Below are 17,628 nucleotides of genomic sequence, written 5' to 3' on the forward strand. Positions count from 1 at the left end.
TAAGTGACCGGTCCGACTGAGGAGACATCGAGCCCGTGAGTGCACCGCTGAGGCTGATGGCCGTCCATGCCCACCCCGACGACGAGTCGAGCAAGGGCGCCGCGACGATGGCGCGTTACGTGCGCGAAGGCGTGGAAGTCCTGGTTTGTACCCTCACGGGCGGTGAGCGGGGCTCCGTGCTCAACCCGAAGATGGACCGCCCCGAGATCGTGGCCAACATCGCCGAGGTGCGCCGCGCCGAGATGGCGCGGGCCCGCGAGATCCTGGGCGTGCAGCAGCGTTTCATGGGCTTCGTGGACTCCGGGTTGCCGGAGAGCGAGGAGGAGGAGCTGCCCGAGGGCTGCTTCGCGCTACAGAAGCTGGAGGACGCCTCCCGGCCGCTGGTCGCCGCGGTACGCGAGTTCCGGCCGCACGTGATCATCACCTACGACGACGACGGCGGCTACCCGCACCCCGACCACATCATGACCAACCGCGTGTCGGTGGAGGCGTTCGAGGCGGCCGGCGACCCCGACCGCTACCCGGGCACCGGCGACCCGTGGCAGCCGCTCAAGCTCTACTACCAGATGGGCTTCACCAAGGAGCGCTTCGAGGCGCTGCACGAGGCCATGAACGAGCGCGGGCTCGGCTCCCCGTACGCCGACTGGATCTCGCGCTGGGAGGACCGCCCCGCCAAGTGGCCGGTCACCACCCGGGTGCCGTGCGGCGACTACTTCCAGATCCGCGACGAGGCGCTGCTCGCGCACGCCACGCAGGTCGATCCGGACGGCTTCTGGTTCGTCTGCCCGCGCGAGCTGCAGCAGGAGATCTGGCCGACCGAGGACTACCACCTGGCGCGCTCGCTGGTCGACACCGAGCTGCCGGAGGACGACCTGTTCGCGGGCATCCACGCGGCCGACGTCTCACCGGCCTGCCACTGACCGGCCGCGACCGGGCGGCACGCTGGAGGTGGGACCACGGGGGTCCGGCGGCATACTGGAAGAGTGACCGTTCTAGCAGCAGGTGACGTGAGCCCGGGCCTCCTCGGCTTCGTCGTCGTGGCCCTCATCGGGCTCGCCCTGTATTTTCTGATCAAGTCCATGAACAGGCAGATGGCGAAGATCCAGGTGCCCCGCGAGGGTGACACCGACGACAAGAAAGCCGGATAGATGCCGATCGAAGTAGTCGACAACTCGACGGAGAGCCGTTTCGAGATCCTGGTGGACGGCAAGGTCGCCGGATTCGCCGACTACCGGCTGCTGCCCACGAAGGTGGTCTTCACCCACACCGAGGTCGCCCCCGAGTACGAAGGCCAGGGCCTGGCCGGCAAGCTCGTCGGCCACGCCCTGCAGACCAGCGCCGACACCGGCCTGCGGGTGGTGCCGACCTGCCCTTACGTGGCCAAGTACATCGAACGCCACCCCGAGTTCAAAGGCCTGGTCGACTCCGCCGAGTGAGCCCGCTCATTCGGCGGTGGGCGACCACGCCCGCTCCAGCGCCTCCGGCAGCCCCCACCAGCCCAGCGGCGTGAGCACCTCGTCGGCGTCCACGATGCCCAGGAAGCCCCACAGGGCCACCACGGACGCGAAGAAGCCCTCGGTCGCGCGCAGGTCCTCGTCGTCCTGCTCGCCGGCCTCGATGTCCTCGGACTCGGCGACGAGGCGCGCGAGCCGCTCGGGCGAGGCCAGCACGCCCGGCCCCATCCGGGTCAGCGCCGCCACGGCCGCCAGCCAGTCGGCGTACTCGATGGCGCACAGGTTGGCCAGCGCCGCGTCCTCCTCGCCGATCCCCGCGTCGAGGTCGGCGAACTCCTCCGGCTCCTCGGTGCCGTCCGCCAGGTCGGAGAGCGGCCCCGCGACGCCGGCCGCCACCTCCAGCCACAACTCGCGGTCGTCGTCCGGCATCGGCCGCTCGTCGAACCCGGCGCAGGCCCGCAGCACGCTGCCCGGGTAGCCGGGAAGGGCGAGCAACGCGCGCAGGCGGCCCGCGGCCGCCTCCAGCTCGGCGGCCGGCTCCGGCCGCCCGGGCAGCGCGCCGACGATGCGCCGCAGCTCCGACAGCGCGAACGCCTCCTCCTCGTCCCAGCCCGCCAGCAGCTCCTCGTCGTGCTCCTCGTTGACGGCCTGGCCGGGCACCCGGCCGTCGGGCAGCGGCGTGGCGAGCCAGCGCTCCTGCAGCGCCTCGTAGGCCGCGCGGGCCTCCGGGTCGCCGACGGCCAGCGCGTCGGGGTCGATCTCGCCCGCCTCGACCCGCTCCTCCAGGTGGGCGACCAGGCGCGCGTACATCTCCGCCGCCACCGGGCCGCGTTCGTCCTCCTCGGGCCAGATGAAGTAGCTCGGGGTCATGAGGATCGGCTCGGTGCCGGTGGACTCCACCCAGCGCTGCACGTCGCCGACCGTGGCCACGCCCGCCTCGATCGAGCCGAGCGTCGCCTTGGCGGAGTCCCAGAACGCCGGCGAGAGCGGGTTGCCGGCCGCCATCAGCGCCCGGCGCAGGTCGGGCAGCGCCACCAGCGCCACGCCCGAGGGCACGGCGAGCAGCGCCCTGGCGACGTCCCTGCGGGTCAGCCGGCTCGCCGGCCGGGCGGCGAAGGCGCAGACGAAGTCGAGATCCACTCTCCGTAACCTACGCCGCGCGCCCTCCCGGCGCCGCCCCAATCCCCCAGCGGGCCTCGCGGAACCGGCCGGACGGGCGGTCTAGGGTGGGACGAGGAGGTCGTGATGAACCGCTTGAAAGACGCCACCAGCCCTTACCTGCTGCAGCACGCCGGCAATCCGGTCGACTGGTGGCCGTGGGGGGAGGAGGCGTTCGCGGAGGCCCGGCGCCGGGACGTGCCGCTGCTGATCAGCGTCGGCTACTCGGCGTGCCACTGGTGCCACGTCATGGCGCACGAGAGCTTCGAGGACGCCGAGACCGCGCGCCTCATGAACGAGCACTTCGTCAACATCAAGGTGGACCGCGAGGAGCGGCCCGACGTGGACGCCGTCTACATGGGCGCCACGCAGGCCATGACCCGCCAGGGCGGCTGGCCGATGACGGTGTTCGCCACGCCGGAGGGCCACCCGTTCTACTGCGGCACCTACTTCCCGCGCCCGCACTTCCAGCGCCTGCTGCGCGAGGTCCACAGGGTGTGGACGGGCGACCGGGAGGCGGTGCTGAGCCAGGGCGCGAAGGTCGTGGAGGCGCTCAACACCAACACCACCCTGCCCGGCGGCCCACTGCCCGGCGGGGAGACGCTGGAGCAGGCCGCGCGCAACCTGCGGGAGTCGTTCGACCCGGTCCGCGGCGGGTTCGGCGGGGCGCCGAAGTTCCCGCCGTCCATGGTGCTGGAGTTCCTGCTGCGCTCGGGCGAGCGCGAGATGAGCGCCGCGACGCTGGAGGCCATGGCCCGCGGCGGCATCTACGACCAGCTCGGCGGCGGCTTCGCCCGCTACAGCGTGGACGCCGAGTGGGTCGTCCCGCACTTCGAGAAGATGTTGTACGACAACGCGCTCCTGCTGCGCGTCTACACCCACTGGTGGAAGGCGGGCGGCGGCGAGCTGGCCCGGCGGGTGGCGCTGGAGACGGCCGGCTGGCTGCTGCGCGAGCTGGCCACCCCCGAGGGCGGCTTCGCCTCGGCCCTGGACGCCGACAGCGAGGGCGTCGAGGGCAAGTTCTACGTCTGGACCCCCGAGCAGCTCCGCGAGGTCCTGGGCGAGGACGACGGGCGGTGGGCGGCGGGCCTGTTCGAGGTCACCGGCACGTTCGAACACGGCACCTCGGTGTTGCAGCTCCCGCGCGACCCCGAGGACCCCGGGCGTTACGCGCGAGTCCGCGAGCGGCTGCTGGCCGCCAGGGAGCTGCGGGTGCGCCCCGGCCGCGACGACAAGGTCGTGGCCTCCTGGAACGGCCTGGCCATCGCGGCGCTGGCCGAGGCGGGCGCGGTGTTCGAGCGGCCGGAGCTGGTGGCCGCCGCCGAGGCCGCGGCTGAGCTGCTGGCCCGGGTCCATGTGGCCGACGGCAGGCTGCTGCGCACCTCCAGGGACGGCCGGCCGGGCAGCAACGCCGGCGTGCTGGAGGACCACGCCAACGTGGCCGAGGGCCTGATCGCGCTCTACGGCGTCACCGGCGGGGCCCGGTGGCTGCGCCTGGCGGGCACGCTGCTCGACGTCGTGCTCGACCGGTTCGCCGACGGCAAGGGCGGCTTCTACGACACGGCCGACGACGCCGAGCGGCTGTTCCAGCGCCCCCAGGACCCCACCGACAACGCCACCCCTTCCGGCCAGTACGCGGCGGCCGGCGCCCTGCTGTCGTACGGGGCGCTGACCGGCTCCACCCGGCACCGGGAGGCCGCCGAGGCGGCGCTGGGCACGGTGTCGGTGCTGGCGGCGGGGCACGCGCGGTTCGCGGGCTGGGGGCTCGCCGTGGCGCGGGCGGCGCTGGACGGGCCCGTGGAGGTGGCGATCGTCGGCGCGCCGGACGACCCGCGGCGGGCGGCGCTGCACCGGGAGGCGCTGCTGGCCGACGTGCCGGGGCTGGTGGTGGCGCTCGGCGACGGCGACTCCGCGACGAGGGGCGGCACGGGCGGGACGTCCGTCCCCGGCGAGGGCGTGTTCCCGGCGCTGCTGGAAGGGCGCGGGCCGATCGACGAGGCGCCCGCGGCGTACGTGTGCCGGGGCTTCACCTGCCGGATGCCGGTGACCAGCGTGGAGGCGCTACGCGCCGAACTGGGCGCGGGCCGGTGAGCGCGGGCCGGTGAGCGCGGGCCCGTGAGCGTGCGCCGGTGAAGAGCGGCCGGTGAAGGGCGGGCTCTTGAGCGCGGGCCGGTAGGCGGGTGCGGGCCGGCGGGCGGGTCAGCCGTCGGGGGTGCCGCTGCGGGTGAAGCCGTTGGGGTCGCCGGGGCCGCCGGTGCCGCCCGGGTCCGTGCTCCTGTTCCTGCCGGTGGAGGGCCGTATGGGCTCCTGGCCGGTCGGCGGGGACGTCTGCTCGGGCTGCCGGCCGAAGCGGTCGTCCTGGCCGGGCTGGTCGCCCTGGCCGTCCTCGCGGGGGCCGTCGGTGGGCGGCGCGTCGGTGAGGGGCGGCTCGGTCGGGGCGGGCTGCGGCGTGTCCCAGCCGTCGCCGGGCTGCGGCGTGGCGTCCTGGCTCGGCTCGTCGCCCCGGCTCCGGTAGGGCGGGGAGTAGCCGTCGCCGCCGTAGCCGTACTCGGACGGCTCGGGGAACTCCTCGACCGGCTCGCCCGCCATCGCCTCGGTCATGAACGCCCGCCAGATCTGCGCGGGGAGCTGCCCGCCGAACTGCGTGCCGTAGCCGGGGATCCGCACGGTCTTGTTGTCGTCGCGGAACATGTTCACGGCGACCGCGAGCTGCGGCGTGAAGCCGTTGAACCACACCGACCTGGAGTCGTCGGTGGTGCCGGTCTTGCCGGCCACCGGCCGGTCGTAGAGGCGGGCGGCGGTGCCGGTGCCGTACTTGACGACCTGCTGCATCGCGTACGTGGTGTCGGCCGCCGCCTGCTCGCCGACCACCTTCGCCGAGGCCGGCTCGACGACCTCCTTGCGGCCCTGGCCGTCGGTGACCGACTTGAGCACGTGCGCCTCCATGTGCACGCCCTTGTTGGCGAAGGTGGAGAAGCCGGAGGCGTTCTGGACGGCGCTGACCGACGACACGCCGAGCGGGAACGAGGCGGCCGTCCGCTGGGTGAGCTGGTCGGCGGGGATGCCGGCGGCCTCGGCGGTCTCGGCCACCTTGTCCAGCCCGACCTTCTGCCCGAGGTCCACGAACGCGGTGTTGACCGAGTTCTGGGTGGCCTGCACCAGGTTGATGTGCCCGTAGGAGCGCCCGCTGTCGTTGGGGATGGGCTTGTCGGCCGAGGCGACCCGCAGCGGCGAGTTGCCGTTGACCCGCGTGGACAGCTCGAAGCCGTTGTCGAGCGCGGCGGCCAGCGTGTACGGCTTGAACGTCGAGCCCGCCATGACCTTGGCCGAGAAGGCGTTGTCGTAGGCGTAGCGGTCGGGGTCGCCGCCGTAGAAGGCGACCACCTCGCCGGTGTCGGGATCGACGGCGGCGAGCCCGGTGCGGATCTTCTTCGGCGTGTCGTCCGGCAGCACCTCCTTGACCGCCCGCTCGGCCGCCGCCATGAGCTTCTTGTCGAACGTCGAGACGATCTTCAGCCCGCCGCTGTTGATCTCCTCGTCGGTGTAGCCGCGCCGGTTGAGCTCGTCGGTGACCTGCTGGAGCATGTAGCGGGCCTGGCCCTTGAGCTCGAAGGGCTTCTTCGGCGCGACCAGCTCGGGGAAGCGCTGGGCGGCCATCTGGCCGGGCGTGAGCGCGCCGGTCTGGCCCATGGCGTCGATGATCGACTTCCAGCGGGTCCTGGCCGCCTCCAGGTCGGTGCCCTCGGGGTCGGCGAAGCGGCTGGGCTGCTGGATCACCGCGGCGAGGTAGGCGCCCTCGGCCACGCTGAGGTCCTCGACGTCCTTGCCGAAGTAGGCGCGGGCGGCCGACTGGACGCCGTTGGCGCCGCGGCCGAAGTAGATCGTGTTGAGGTACTGCTCCAGCACCCAGTCCTTCGACTTGGACTGGTCGACCTTCATCGCGATGAGGATCTCTTTGAACTTGCGGGTGACCGAGCGCTCCTGGCTGAGGCCGCTGTAGTAGTTGCGGACGAGCTGCTGGGTGATGGTGGAGCCGCCCTGGAGCTGCTGCCCGCTCACGGTGGACCAGACGGCCCTGGCGGTGCCCTTGAGCGAGACGCCGGCGTCCTCGTAGAACGAGCGGTTCTCGGCCGCGATGACGGCCTCGCGGACGTGCCGGGGCACCTTGGACAGCTCGACCACCTTGCGGTCGACGCCCTGGCGGGCGAGCACGGTCTTGCCGTCGCGGTAATAGATCACCGAGCCCTGCGCGGTGGCCTGCTTCTGGGTGGTGTCGGGAATAGGCGTCATCGCCCACGCGACCGCGAAAAGGCCGACGAGCACGAGGATTCCCGCCCCTATACAAATCAGCAGAAGTCGGAGAATCCGCCGTTTCGGCATTCCGTCTCCTCCACCGCCTCGCACCTTCGACCCCCCTAGTCGCAAGCCTGCAAGCTGGGCAAACGCCAAGGGTAAACGATCGATACCGGTGCCCCGTCCCTCAGCGATACTACGTCGGCCGGCTTTCCCGGCGCGGAACGTCGGCGACCAAGGGCAGCACTCGGTACGGAACCGGAGTGTCCAGGGCAATGATCGAATTAGTCCGCAACACGCCCTGGACGCCCACTATTTGATCAATAACTCGCTGCAAATCCGCATTTGTCCGCGCCACCACGCGGCAGAGCAGGTCGCTGGCGCCGGTGATCGTGTGGACCTCCAGCACCTCGGGGATGCCCGCCAGCCGGTCGGCCACCGGGTCGTGCCCGGCGACCTGGCGGATCTCCAGCGTGACGAAGGCGGTGACGCCGTAGCCGAGCGCGGCGGGCGAGATGTCGGGGCCGAAACCGGTGATCACGCCGCGGGCGGCCAGCCGGTCGAGCCGGGCCTGGGCGGTGCCGCGGGCCACGCCGAGGCGGCGCGAGCACTCCAGCACGCCGAGGCGGGGCTCGGCGGCCAGCAGGGCGATGAGCCGGGCGTCGAGGTCGTCGATCGTCGTCATGCTGTACAGAAGTACCGCAGTGTCCGCCGAACTGCTAGACATATTGTCCACTCTTTCAAGTAACTCTTGCGCAACTCGTCCAGGGAAATCAACAGTTAGAGGTATGAGCGATCTCTTTCCCGTGAACGGCATGGACGCCGTCGTGTTCGCCGTCGGCAACGCCAGGCAGGCCGCCCACTACTACTCGACCGCGTTCGGCATGAAGCTGGTGGCCTACCGGGGGCCGGAGAACGGCAGCCCGGACCTGGCCGCGTACGTGCTGACCTCGGGCAGCGCCACCTTCGAGTTCCGGGCCTCGATCCGTCCCGGCACCGGCCTGGCGCGGCACGTGGCCGAGCACGGCGACGGGGTGATCGACCTGGCCATCCAGGTCCCGGACGTGGAGGCCGCCTACCGGCACGCCGTCGCGCAGGGGGCCAGGGGGCTGGAGGAGCCGTACACGCTGGAGGACGAGCACGGCAAGGTGGTGCTCGCCGCCATCGCCACGTACGGCGAGACCCGGCACACGCTGGTGGACCGCGCCAACTACAGCGGCCCCTACCTGCCCGGCTACCAGCCCGCCGAGCCGCTGGTGGCCCCGCCCGCGACCAGGACCGGCCGGCTGTTCCAGGCGGTGGACCACTGCGTCGGCAACGTCGAGCTGGGCAAGATGGACGAGTGGGTGGAGTTCTACCGGAAGGTCATGGGCTTCACCAACATGGCCGAGTTCATCGGCGACGACATCGCGACCGAGTACTCCGCGCTCATGTCCAAGGTCGTGGCCGACGGCACCCGCAAGGTCAAGTTCCCGCTCAACGAGCCGGCGGTGAGCCGCAAGAAGTCGCAGATCGACGAGTACCTGGAGTTCTACGGCGGCCCCGGCGTGCAGCACATCGCCCTGGCCACCAACGACATCCTCACCACGGTGGACCACATGCGGGCGGCCGGGGTGCAGTTCCTCGACACGCCCGACTCGTACTACGACGACCCCGAGCTGCGCGAGCGCATCGGGCAGGTACGCGTGCCGATCGAGGAGCTGAAGAAGCGCCGCATCCTGGTGGACCGCGACGAGGACGGCTACCTGCTGCAGATCTTCACCCAGCCGGTGCAGGACCGGCCCACCGTGTTCTTCGAGCTGATCGAGCGGCACGGCTCGCTCGGGTTCGGCAAGGGCAACTTCAAGGCGCTCTTCGAGGCCATCGAGCGGGAGCAGGAACGCAGGGGCAACCTTTAGTTTGTCCGGACTTGTCCCGGGTGATCAGGAGATTACGGAATCGCGGCGAGGCCACCGGGGCCGTTCCGGCCCGCCCTTGACGCAGCGTAATATTCTGGTCACGAAGTGAAAGGGGCTGGTTCGCTGATGCGTGCAGAACGACGCGGGGTCGCGCTGCTGGCGGCGCTGGTCAGCGTGCTCGCCTGCGCGCCCGCGGACCAGCCGCCCCCTTCTCAGGTCCCGTCCGCCGCGACGTCCACACCGGCGTCCGCCCCGGCGCCCACGGCGACCTCCCCGGGGCCGTCCGACGCCGGCCCCGGCGCCCCCGGCATCGGCGACGCCGACTTCCCCCACGACGGCAACGGCGGCTACGACGTCACCCACTACGACATCGCCGTCGACTACACCCCCAAGACCAAGCGGCTGGAGGGCGTCACCACCATCACCGCCGCCGCCACGCAGGCCCTGTCCAGCTTCAACCTCGACCTGTCCGGCCTCGACGTGCGCGAGGTCACGGTCGACGGCGCCGCCGCCACCTTCACCCGGCAGGGCAGCGAGCTGACCGTGCGCCCGCCGCGCCCGCTCGCCGACGGCGGCGGCTTCACCGTCCGGGTGTCCTACGCCGGCGTGCCCAAGCCCATCCAGGACCCCGACAACCTCGGCAGCTACGGCTTCATCCCGACCGGCGACGGCGCGTTCGTCACCGCCGAGCCCAATGGCGCCAAGACCTGGTTCCCCGCCAACGACCACCCCGCCGACAAGGCCACCTTCGACTTCGCCATCACCGTGCCCGCCGGGCTCACCGCGCTGGCCAACGGCGAGCTGGCCGGACGGCCCGCCACCTCCGGCGGCAAGACCACCTGGCGCTGGCGCGAGCGGCGGCCGATGGTGACCTACCTCGCCACGGCCACGCTGGGCGAGTTCGAGCTGCGGCAGGGCCGCTCGGCCGGCGGCATCCCGGTGCTGGCCGCCGTCGATCCCGCGTTCGAGAGCTCGCTGGAGGGCGTCTACAAGACCTCCGCCGAGGTCACCGACTACTGGGCCACCGTCTTCGGCCCCTACCCGTTCGACTCCACGGGCGGCGTCGTCGACGACTTCGCCGCCGGCTACGCGCTGGAGAACCAGACCAAGCCGATGTACGGCGGCTTCGACCCCGACGACGGCATCACCGCCCACGAGCTGGCCCACCAGTGGTTCGGCGACAGCCTGAGCATCCGGCGCTGGAAGGACCTCTGGCTCAACGAGGGCTTCGCCACGTACGCCGAGTGGCTGTGGGCCGAGCACAAGGGCAAGGAGACCGCCGAGGCCGCCTTCGAGCGGCAGCACCGCCGCCCGGCCGGCGACTCCATCTGGAAGTACCCGCCGGGCCGGGCGCGGCCCGACGACCTGTTCAACCAGTCCGTCTACACGCGCGGCGCGATGACCCTGCACGCCCTGCGCGAGGAGATCGGCGACCGCACGTTCTTCGACCTGCTGCGCACCTGGACCGCCGAGCACCGCTACGGTCACGTCACGACCGACCAGTTCGTCCAGCTCGCCGAGCGCCTGTCGGGCAAGAGCCTCGACTCGCTCTTCGACGCCTGGCTCTTCCAGCCCCGCCGCCCCGCCTGAGCGGGGCGGAAACGCCCGCCGCCGCTCGAGCCGAGGAGAGGCGCAAGGCGAACGGCGGCCCGTTGCGGCTTCCGTCATCCGGGGAGGGCGGTACGGACGAAGGGAGGAAGGAAGGACGACGGGCCCGGCTTCACCGAGCGTGAGGACGGCGGCCCGGGTCCGACCCTGGAAACCGGCTGACACACCGGTGTCATCCGGCCATCGGCCCGGCGCCCCTCCCCGAGCAGCGGGGCCGCCGGGCCGTCCCACGACCGGACCCGGCCAGCGGAGCGAAGGCGGGTCCGCGGGCAGAGGCCGCTCAACAGGCGAAGGGCGGCCAGGGGGCGGAGGCCGTCAGCAGCCGAAGGCCGGTCAACAGGCAGAGGCCGGTCAACAGGCAGAGGCCGGTCAACAGGCAGAGGCCGGTCAACAGGCAGAGGCCGGTCAGCAGGCGGAGGGTGGGGTCCAGTAGGTGTCGCCGGCCAGGAGGAGGGCGGCGGCGCCGATCAGGCCGGCCTCCTGGCCCAGCGCGGCGGGCAGGACCTTGACGCGGCGGGCGAACCCCATGCGGGCGTGCTCGCGCAGCGCCTCCTCCAGCGGCCCGAACAGCGGCTCCCCCGCCTGCGACAGGCCGCCGCCGATGGTGACGACGTCCAGGTCGCACAGGTGCGTGGCGGAGGCGATCGCGACGCCGAGCGCCCGCCCGGCGCGCCGCATGGCCCGCACGGCCACCGGGTCCCCGTCCCGGGCGTCGGCCGCGAGCTGCCGGGCGGTCACGGCGCGGTCCTCCTGGTAGGCGGTCCGCTCCCCCGGGCCGTCCAGCGTGATCGCCCCCGAGGCGGCTCCGGCGAACGACGGGGAGCCCGCGGCGGTGGAGGCGCTGGAGCGGGCCCCCGGAGCGGGGGCTGGGGCTGGGGCTGGCGCGGAAGCGGAAACAGGGGCGGGCGCGGAAGCGGGCGCGGAAGCGGGCGCGGAAGCGGGCGCGGAAGCGGGCGCGGAAGCGGAAGCGGAAACAGGGGCGGGGGCGGAAGCGGGGGCGGGGTGGTGTGGGAGCCAGCCGTGGGCGAGGGCCCAGGCGGTGAGGGCCGGGCCGCGGGTGACGGCCTCCAGGCAGCCGTGGCCGCCGCAGCCGCAGCGCGGCCCGCCCTCCGGCTCGACGACGACGTGCCCGACGTGCCCGGCGTTGCCGGTGCCGCCGTTGACCAGGCGGCCGTCCAGGACGAGCCCGCCGCCGACGCCGGTCGAGACGACCATGCCGAGCATGTTCGCGCTGCCCTGCCCCGCGCCTTTCCAGTGCTCGGCCACGGCCAGGCAGACCGCGTCGTTGTGGAGGCGTACCGGCAGGCCGGGGAAGCGTTCGGCGAGGCGGGCGCGCAGCGGGAAGCGGCGCCAGGCGGGGATGTTGAGCGGCGAGACCTCGCCGTCGGGCCAGGACATCGGCCCGCCGCACCCGGCGCCCACCCCCGTCACCCCCGGGACGGACAGGGGCTCGACCAGGTCGGTGAGCACCTTCCACAGGGCCGCGGCCGGGGCTCCCTGGGGGGTGGCGGCTCGCGCGGAGCGCAGCACGGTGCCGTCGGGGGTCACCAGTCCCGCGGCCAGCTTGGTGCCGCCGACGTCGATCGCGAGGATCACCGCCGGGCCGCCGCGCGGGGCGGGGCGCTCACGGCGTGCCGGACGTGCTGGAGAAGACCAGGACGGAGGCGGTGAAGCCGTGGACGTGGTTGTGCCCGGCGACGGGCCCGACCTCGCCGGCGGCGAAGAAGCCCGCCACGCCGATGGGCCCGAGCGTGTCGCGCAGCGCGACGGGGTCGTGGTCGGCGGTGCCGAACATGGCCGAGCCGCGCCCGTTGCACGAGAACAGCAGCGCCCCGTCCACCCGGCCGAACTGCTCGCGGTGGGCGTCGAGGATGTCGTACAGGTCCTCGTCGGCGGTGGCGGCGTCGCGGACCTGGAAGCGGACGGTCCGGCCGATCTCCACGATGTCGCCGATGGCGACCGCCTCGCGCTCGGGGTCGATGCCGATGACGCCGCGGATGAGGAAGTCGCCGCGCTCGTGCCGCTCGGCGTACTCGTCCATGGCGATGCCGATCTGCAGGCCGGCCGCGACCAGCTCGCGGTCGTCCTCGTCGAGGTCGCTGACGATGTCCTCCAGCCGGGCCAGCGCGGGCTGGCCGGCCAGCTCCAGCAGCAGGTTCTCCTCGGCGGCGGTGACGACCATGCTGGGGCCGATCGGCCGGCAGCCCTGGCTGACCACGGTGCTGACCTGGAGCGGGCCGCTGAGCAGGACGCCGATGGCGCCCTCCTGGTAGACCTTGCCGTCGGCGAACAGCCGGACCGAGCCGCGGCCCTGCAGCCCGTTGGCCAGGCCGCCGATCAGCGGCAGGTCGCCCAGGACGTCCACCGAGCGCTCGACGAAGGCGTCGGTGGGGAAGGTGTACGGGTCGGCCAGCAGGATCGCCACGTGGTCGTCCGGGCCGCGCTCGGGCAGCCCCACCACCACGAACTTGTCCTCGGCGGCCAGCGTGTCCAGCGCGAACGTGGTGACCCTGGCTCCTTCCAGGGTCGCCGCCCAGGCGCTCACGGCGGAGGTCAGCTCCACTCCCTGCCCGTCGCCGATCACCCCCGTGGCGCTGCAACCGATCACGTGTGCCCCGGGCGCGAGCTCCATCGCGGCCTGTCCGGCCCGGGCGACGTCGTCGGGATCGTCGCCGCAGATGAAGAAGCAGACCAGGTCGGCTTGGCCGCTGAGCCTCGACAGGGCCCGGCCGACGGCGTTCTGCGCGGCCACCACCAGGTCGGAACCCACGGCGAGGCCGTCGGCGAAGCGGCTCGTCATCAAGGCCACACGTCTCGCCTCCCTCGACATGTCCAAGTTCCCTAGGTCCCGATTCTCCCCACTAAAGGGACAAGCACGCACACGAACCGTCACGCAATAGTCAAGATCCGAAATCTCCCCTGGTTGTGGAAGTCCCTGCCACATTCCTCTCAGGGGACGTAGTCTCGAACCCGTGCATCAGCCACAGCCACGAACTCTCCGCGAGCTGCGGGACAGCGGCCACGTCCACCGCACCGTGAAAGCCGAGGTCAGGGAGAACCTGCTGGCCAAGCTGCGGGCGGGCGAGCCCCGGTTCCCCGGCATCGTCGGTTTCGACGAAACGGTCCTGCCACATCTGGAGCGTGCCCTCCTCGCCGGGCACGACCTGGTCCTCCTGGGCGAGCGCGGCCAGGGCAAGACCCGGCTCATCCGCACCGTCACCGGGCTGCTCGACGAATGGACGCCGGTCGTCGAGGGGTGCGAGATCAACGATCATCCGTACGCGCCGGTCTGCACCCGTTGCCGGGCGCTGGCCCGCGAGCTGGGCGACGAGCTGCCGGTCGCCTGGAAGCACCGCGACGAGCGTTACGGCGAGAAGCTCGCCACCCCCGACACCAGCGTGGGCGACCTGATCGGCGACATCGACCCGATCAAGATCGCCGAAGGGCGCACGCTCGGCGACCCCGAGACCGTCCACTACGGGCTCGTGCCGCGCACCAACCGGGGCGTCTTCTCCGTCAACGAGCTGCCCGACCTGGCCGAGCGCATCCAGGTGTCGCTGCTCAACGTGCTGGAGGAGCGCGACATCCAGGTCCGCGGCTACAACCTGCGCCTGCCGCTCGACATCCTGCTCATCGCCAGCGCCAACCCCGAGGACTACACCAACCGGGGCCGGATCATCACCCCGCTGAAGGACCGCTTCGGCGCCGAGATCCGCACCCACTACCCGCTGACCGTCGAGGACGAGCTGACGCTCATCCGCCAGGAGTCCGTGCCGGACATCGGGGCCGACGTCCCCGAGCACCTGGTCGAGGTGATCGCCAGGTTCACCCGGCTGGTCCGCGAGTCCACGGCCGTGGACGCCCGCTCCGGCGTGTCCGCGCGCTTCTCGATCGCCGCCGCCGAGACGGCCGCGGCCTCCGCGGTGCGCCGCGCCGCGCTCGCGGGCGAGGAGCGGGCCGTCACCCGGGTGATCGACCTGGCCTGCGTGGTCCACAGCCTGCGGGGGAAGGTGGAGTTCGAGGTCAGCGAGGAGGGCAGGGAGACCGAGATCCTGGCCCACCTGCTGCGCCGGGCGACGGCGGAGACGTTCCGGAGCCGGCTGGGCGGCATGGACCTGTCGGCGGTCACCGACAAGTTCGCCGAGGGCACCCAGGTGGAGTCCGGCGAGCTGGTGCCGGCCGGCGAGCTGCTGCACCGCATGGGCCCGGTGCCGGGCCTCGCCAAGATCATGTCCAGGCTGGGCATGGGGGCGGGCGAGGAGTCGCCGGGGCACGCCGCGGCGGCGCTGGAGTTCGCGCTGGAGGGGCTTTACCTCATGCGGCGCCTGTCCAAGGAAGACCTTGACGGAACGGCCGTCTATCGCACGTGAACGCGCGGGGGGTCTTTCGCGTCAAAGTGGTTGGCTGATCACTGTTTGACGGGGGAGACCACCATGCGCCGTCCGCTCGCCTGCGCCATCGCCGCGGCTCTCACCGCAGGCGTCCTCGCCGCGCCCCTGCCCGTGCCCGCGCAGGCCGCGGCGGCCACGGTCGTCTACGGGTACGCCTGGCCCGACGGCAAGGGGCTCCTGCGGGTCGTGCCGAAGTCGGCCGCGCTCGTGCGGAAGAAGGGTTTCCTCGGCTACCGGCTCAAGCCGGTCGCCGGGGCGAAGGAGGTCCGCCTCGGCTACGCGAAGGCCGCCTTCGGCCGGGTGACGGTGGCCTGCGACCTGAAGGAGACCGAGGGCCGGGTCGCGGTGGACGCCAAGGGCCTCGGCAGGACCGCGTGCCGGCCCGCCGACCTGGCCGCGGCGCTGGAGCGCGGCGCGACGCCGCTGCGCGTGGAGTACCGGGACGGGCAGGCCGTGAAGGTCAACGAGATCCTGGTGAGCGACTGGCCGGCCCCGCGCACCGCCAGCGGGACGATCAAGCGCCTGGACGACCGGACGGTGCTGTTCGCCGGCGACGGCAGGACGTACAAGCTGGGCTACTCCTACCTCACGTCCTTCTACCGGACCACGGCCCGCTGCGGCGACGGCTGGCTGGCCGGCAAGCCGGTCAACGCCGGCCGCGGCGGCCTGGGCCGGAAGCCCTGCACCCACGCCGACCTGACCAGAGCGCTGAAGCCGGTCGAGCACCCGGTGCTCGCGCGGCTCCGCTACTCGCCCGAGACCGGCGGCATCGACGAGGTCTGGGAGGTCTACGGGGATGCCTAGGGCCGCCGGCGCCCCGGGAACGGACATTCCGGGTTAGCGTGGGAGGGTGATGGCCTACCGCTATGGCGAGTACCACGACGGCCCCGATCCCCTCGCTCCGCCCTACGACGTCCGGGCGGCGCTGGACGAGATGGGCGACGCGATCCTGTCGGGCTCGACCCCGGTCCACGCCCTGCGCGACCTGCTCAAGCGCGGCCTGCCCGGCGCCCAGGACCGCCGCGGCCTGGACGACATGCTGCGGGAGGTCCGGCGGCGCCGCCGCGACCTGCGCGAGCGCGGCCGGCTGGACGGCACGCTGGAGAAGGCGCGGGCGCTGCTCGACAAGGCCATCGGGCAGGAGCGGGCCGAGCTGTTCCCCGACCCCTCCGACGACGCGCGGCTGCGCGAGGCCGGGCTCGACGCGCTCCCGGACGACACCGCCGGCGCCATCCAGGAGCTGAGCACCTACGACTGGCGCTCGGCCGCCGCCCGCCAGACCTTCGAGGAGCTGCGCGACCTGCTGCGCCGCGAGGTCCTGGACGCCCAGTTCAGGGGGCTGCGGGACGCGCTGGCCAACCCCGACCCGCAGGCCATGGAGCGCGTCCGGCAGATGATGTCGGACCTCAACGACATGCTCGACAGGGACGCCCGCGGCGAGCACACGCAGGCCGACTTCGCCGCGTTCATGGACAAGTACGGCGACCTGTTCCCTGAGCGGCCGCGCGACCTGGAGGAGCTGGTCGACATCCTGGCCCGCCGCGCCGCCGCCACGCAGCGCATGCTGGCCTCGATGACCCCGCGCCAGCGCGAGGAGCTGAGCAACCTCATCAACCAGACGCTGGAGCAGAGCGGGCTGTCGGACCAGATGCGCCGCCTCGGCGAGGCCCTGCACGCCCGCCGCCCCGACCTGGCCTGGAACGCCCCCGAACGCCTCACCGGCGAGGAGCCGCTGGGCATGGGCGACGCGGTCACCGCGCTGGAGGAGCTGGCCGACCTGACCCAGCTGGAGACCGCCCTGCGCCAGGACTACCCCGGCGCCAGGCTCGACGACGTGGACGAGGCCGCCGTGCGCCGGGCGCTCGGCCGCTCCGCCGTGGACGACCTGGAGGCGCTCAAGCGCATCGAGCGCGAGCTGGAGGAGCAGGGCTACCTGCTGCGCAGGCGCGGCAAGCTGGAGCTGACCCCGAAGGCGGTGCGCCGGCTCGGCGAGACCGCGCTGCGCCGGGTGTTCTCCTCGTTGGACGCGGGCCGGCGCGGCGACCACGACCAGCACGACGTGGGCTCGGCCGGGGAGCTCACGGGCTCGTCGCGGCCGTGGCGCTTCGGCGACGAGCAGCCGCTCGACGTGGTCAGGACGCTGGTCAACGGCGTGCGCAGGGGCGGCGTCCGGCCCGGCGGCGGGGCGGGCACGGCGGTGCGCCTGTCCGTGGACGACTTCGAGGTGGCCGAGACCGAGCGGCGCACGGCCGCGGCGGTGTGCCTGCTGGTGGACCTGTCGTACTCGATGGCGCTGCGCGGCACCTGGGCGGCGGCCAAGCAGACCGCCCTCGCCCTCCAGGCGCTGGTGGCCTCGAAGTTCCCGCAGGACGCCGTGCAGATCATCGGCTTCTCCAACTACGCGCGGGTGCTGCAGCCGGACGAGCTGGCCGGGCTCGACTGGGACATGGTCCAGGGCACCAACCTGCACCACGCCCTGCTCATCGCCGGCCGCCACCTCGACCGGCACCCCGACTTCGAGCCGGTGGTGCTGGTCGTCACGGACGGCGAGCCGACCGCGCACCTCATGCGCAACGGCCGCTCGGCCTTCGAGTGGCCGCCCTCGCACGAGACGCTGGAGCTCACGCTGGCCGAGATCGACAAGATGACCCGGCGGCGGGCCACGATCAACGTCTTCATGCTGGCCGCCGACGACCGGCTGAAGGAGTTCGTGGACGAGGTGGCGCGCAGGAACGGCGGCCGGGTGTTCTCGCCGAGCGCCGAGCGGCTGGGCGAGTACGTCGTCAGCGACTTCCTGCGCCTGCGCCGGGCCCGCTGACCCGGTTC

Annotated in this window: 14 protein-coding genes; 9 read left to right on the plus strand and 5 right to left on the minus strand. The window is 72.7% G+C overall.

Features of this window, described 5'->3' with window-relative positions; translation table 11 throughout:
- Positions 1-35 precede the first annotated feature (35 nt).
- The 3 genes from mca to AB0H75_RS34870 all read left to right on the plus strand — a co-directional run bounded on the left by mca (position 36) and on the right by AB0H75_RS34870 (position 1,436).
- Positions 36-920 (plus strand): mycothiol conjugate amidase Mca, encoded by an 885-nt coding sequence (gene mca, locus AB0H75_RS34860; protein WP_367803888.1) that lies wholly within the window; start codon positions 36-38, stop codon positions 918-920.
- Positions 921-983: 63 nt separating this feature from the next.
- Positions 984-1,148 (plus strand): hypothetical protein, encoded by a 165-nt coding sequence (locus tag AB0H75_RS34865; protein ID WP_367803889.1) that lies wholly within the window; start codon positions 984-986, stop codon positions 1,146-1,148.
- Positions 1,149-1,436, plus strand: coding sequence for a GNAT family N-acetyltransferase (locus AB0H75_RS34870; RefSeq protein ID WP_367803890.1), 288 nt, complete (start codon positions 1,149-1,151; stop codon positions 1,434-1,436). It abuts the gene before it with no gap.
- Positions 1,437-1,442: 6 nt separating this feature from the next.
- Here AB0H75_RS34870 and AB0H75_RS34875 read toward each other — a convergent pair whose 3' ends face one another.
- On the minus strand, positions 1,443-2,594 hold the full coding sequence (locus tag AB0H75_RS34875) for a hypothetical protein (RefSeq protein WP_367803891.1): 1,152 nt from the start codon (positions 2,592-2,594) through the stop codon (positions 1,443-1,445).
- 105 nt (positions 2,595-2,699) lie between these two features.
- On the opposite strand from AB0H75_RS34875, the gene AB0H75_RS34880 reads away from it, so the two are divergent.
- A complete protein-coding gene (locus tag AB0H75_RS34880) occupies positions 2,700-4,703 on the plus strand; it encodes a thioredoxin domain-containing protein (protein WP_367803892.1) in 2,004 nt (667 codons plus the stop codon).
- Positions 4,704-4,811: 108 nt separating this feature from the next.
- On the opposite strand, the gene AB0H75_RS34885 is transcribed toward AB0H75_RS34880, so the two are convergent.
- Entirely contained in the window at positions 4,812-6,935 is a 2,124-nt protein-coding gene (locus AB0H75_RS34885) for a transglycosylase domain-containing protein (protein WP_367803893.1), read from the minus strand.
- 166 nt (positions 6,936-7,101) lie between these two features.
- Entirely contained in the window at positions 7,102-7,590 is a 489-nt protein-coding gene (locus AB0H75_RS34890; protein WP_367803894.1) for an Lrp/AsnC family transcriptional regulator, read from the minus strand.
- 103 nt (positions 7,591-7,693) lie between these two features.
- Between AB0H75_RS34890 and hppD the strand changes: the two genes are divergently transcribed.
- Both hppD and AB0H75_RS34900 read left to right on the plus strand, forming a co-directional pair.
- On the plus strand, positions 7,694-8,803 hold the full coding sequence (hppD, locus tag AB0H75_RS34895; RefSeq protein WP_367803895.1) for a 4-hydroxyphenylpyruvate dioxygenase: 1,110 nt from the start codon (positions 7,694-7,696) through the stop codon (positions 8,801-8,803).
- A 126-nt stretch (positions 8,804-8,929) separates the two neighbouring features.
- Entirely contained in the window at positions 8,930-10,393 is a 1,464-nt protein-coding gene (locus AB0H75_RS34900; RefSeq protein WP_367803896.1) for a M1 family aminopeptidase, read from the plus strand.
- A 423-nt stretch (positions 10,394-10,816) separates the two neighbouring features.
- On the opposite strand, the gene AB0H75_RS34905 is transcribed toward AB0H75_RS34900, so the two are convergent.
- Together AB0H75_RS34905 and AB0H75_RS34910 are read right to left on the minus strand one after the other, a co-directional pair.
- The gene (locus AB0H75_RS34905; RefSeq protein ID WP_367803897.1) at positions 10,817-12,007 is read right to left on the minus strand and encodes an ROK family protein; all 1,191 of its coding nucleotides are present in this window, start codon (positions 12,005-12,007) and stop codon (positions 10,817-10,819) included.
- 28 nt (positions 12,008-12,035) lie between these two features.
- A complete protein-coding gene (locus tag AB0H75_RS34910) occupies positions 12,036-13,211 on the minus strand; it encodes an FIST N-terminal domain-containing protein (RefSeq protein WP_367803921.1) in 1,176 nt (391 codons plus the stop codon).
- A gap of 172 nt (positions 13,212-13,383) precedes the next feature.
- Here AB0H75_RS34910 and AB0H75_RS34915 point away from each other — a divergent pair, with 172 nt between their 5' ends.
- The 3 genes from AB0H75_RS34915 to AB0H75_RS34925 all read left to right on the plus strand — a co-directional run bounded on the left by AB0H75_RS34915 (position 13,384) and on the right by AB0H75_RS34925 (position 17,620).
- Entirely contained in the window at positions 13,384-14,781 is a 1,398-nt protein-coding gene (locus tag AB0H75_RS34915; protein ID WP_367803898.1) for a sigma 54-interacting transcriptional regulator, read from the plus strand.
- 63 nt (positions 14,782-14,844) lie between these two features.
- Positions 14,845-15,606, plus strand: coding sequence for a hypothetical protein (locus AB0H75_RS34920; RefSeq protein ID WP_367803899.1), 762 nt, complete (start codon positions 14,845-14,847; stop codon positions 15,604-15,606).
- Positions 15,607-15,655: 49 nt separating this feature from the next.
- Positions 15,656-17,620: a VWA domain-containing protein gene (locus AB0H75_RS34925; protein ID WP_367803900.1), complete on the plus strand. Its 1,965-nt coding sequence runs from the start codon at positions 15,656-15,658 to the stop codon at positions 17,618-17,620.
- The last annotated feature ends 8 nt before the right edge of the window (positions 17,621-17,628 follow it).

The sequence above is a fragment of the Nonomuraea sp. NPDC050783 genome (assembly GCF_040802095.1).
Lineage (GTDB): Bacteria > Actinomycetota > Actinomycetes > Streptosporangiales > Streptosporangiaceae > Nonomuraea.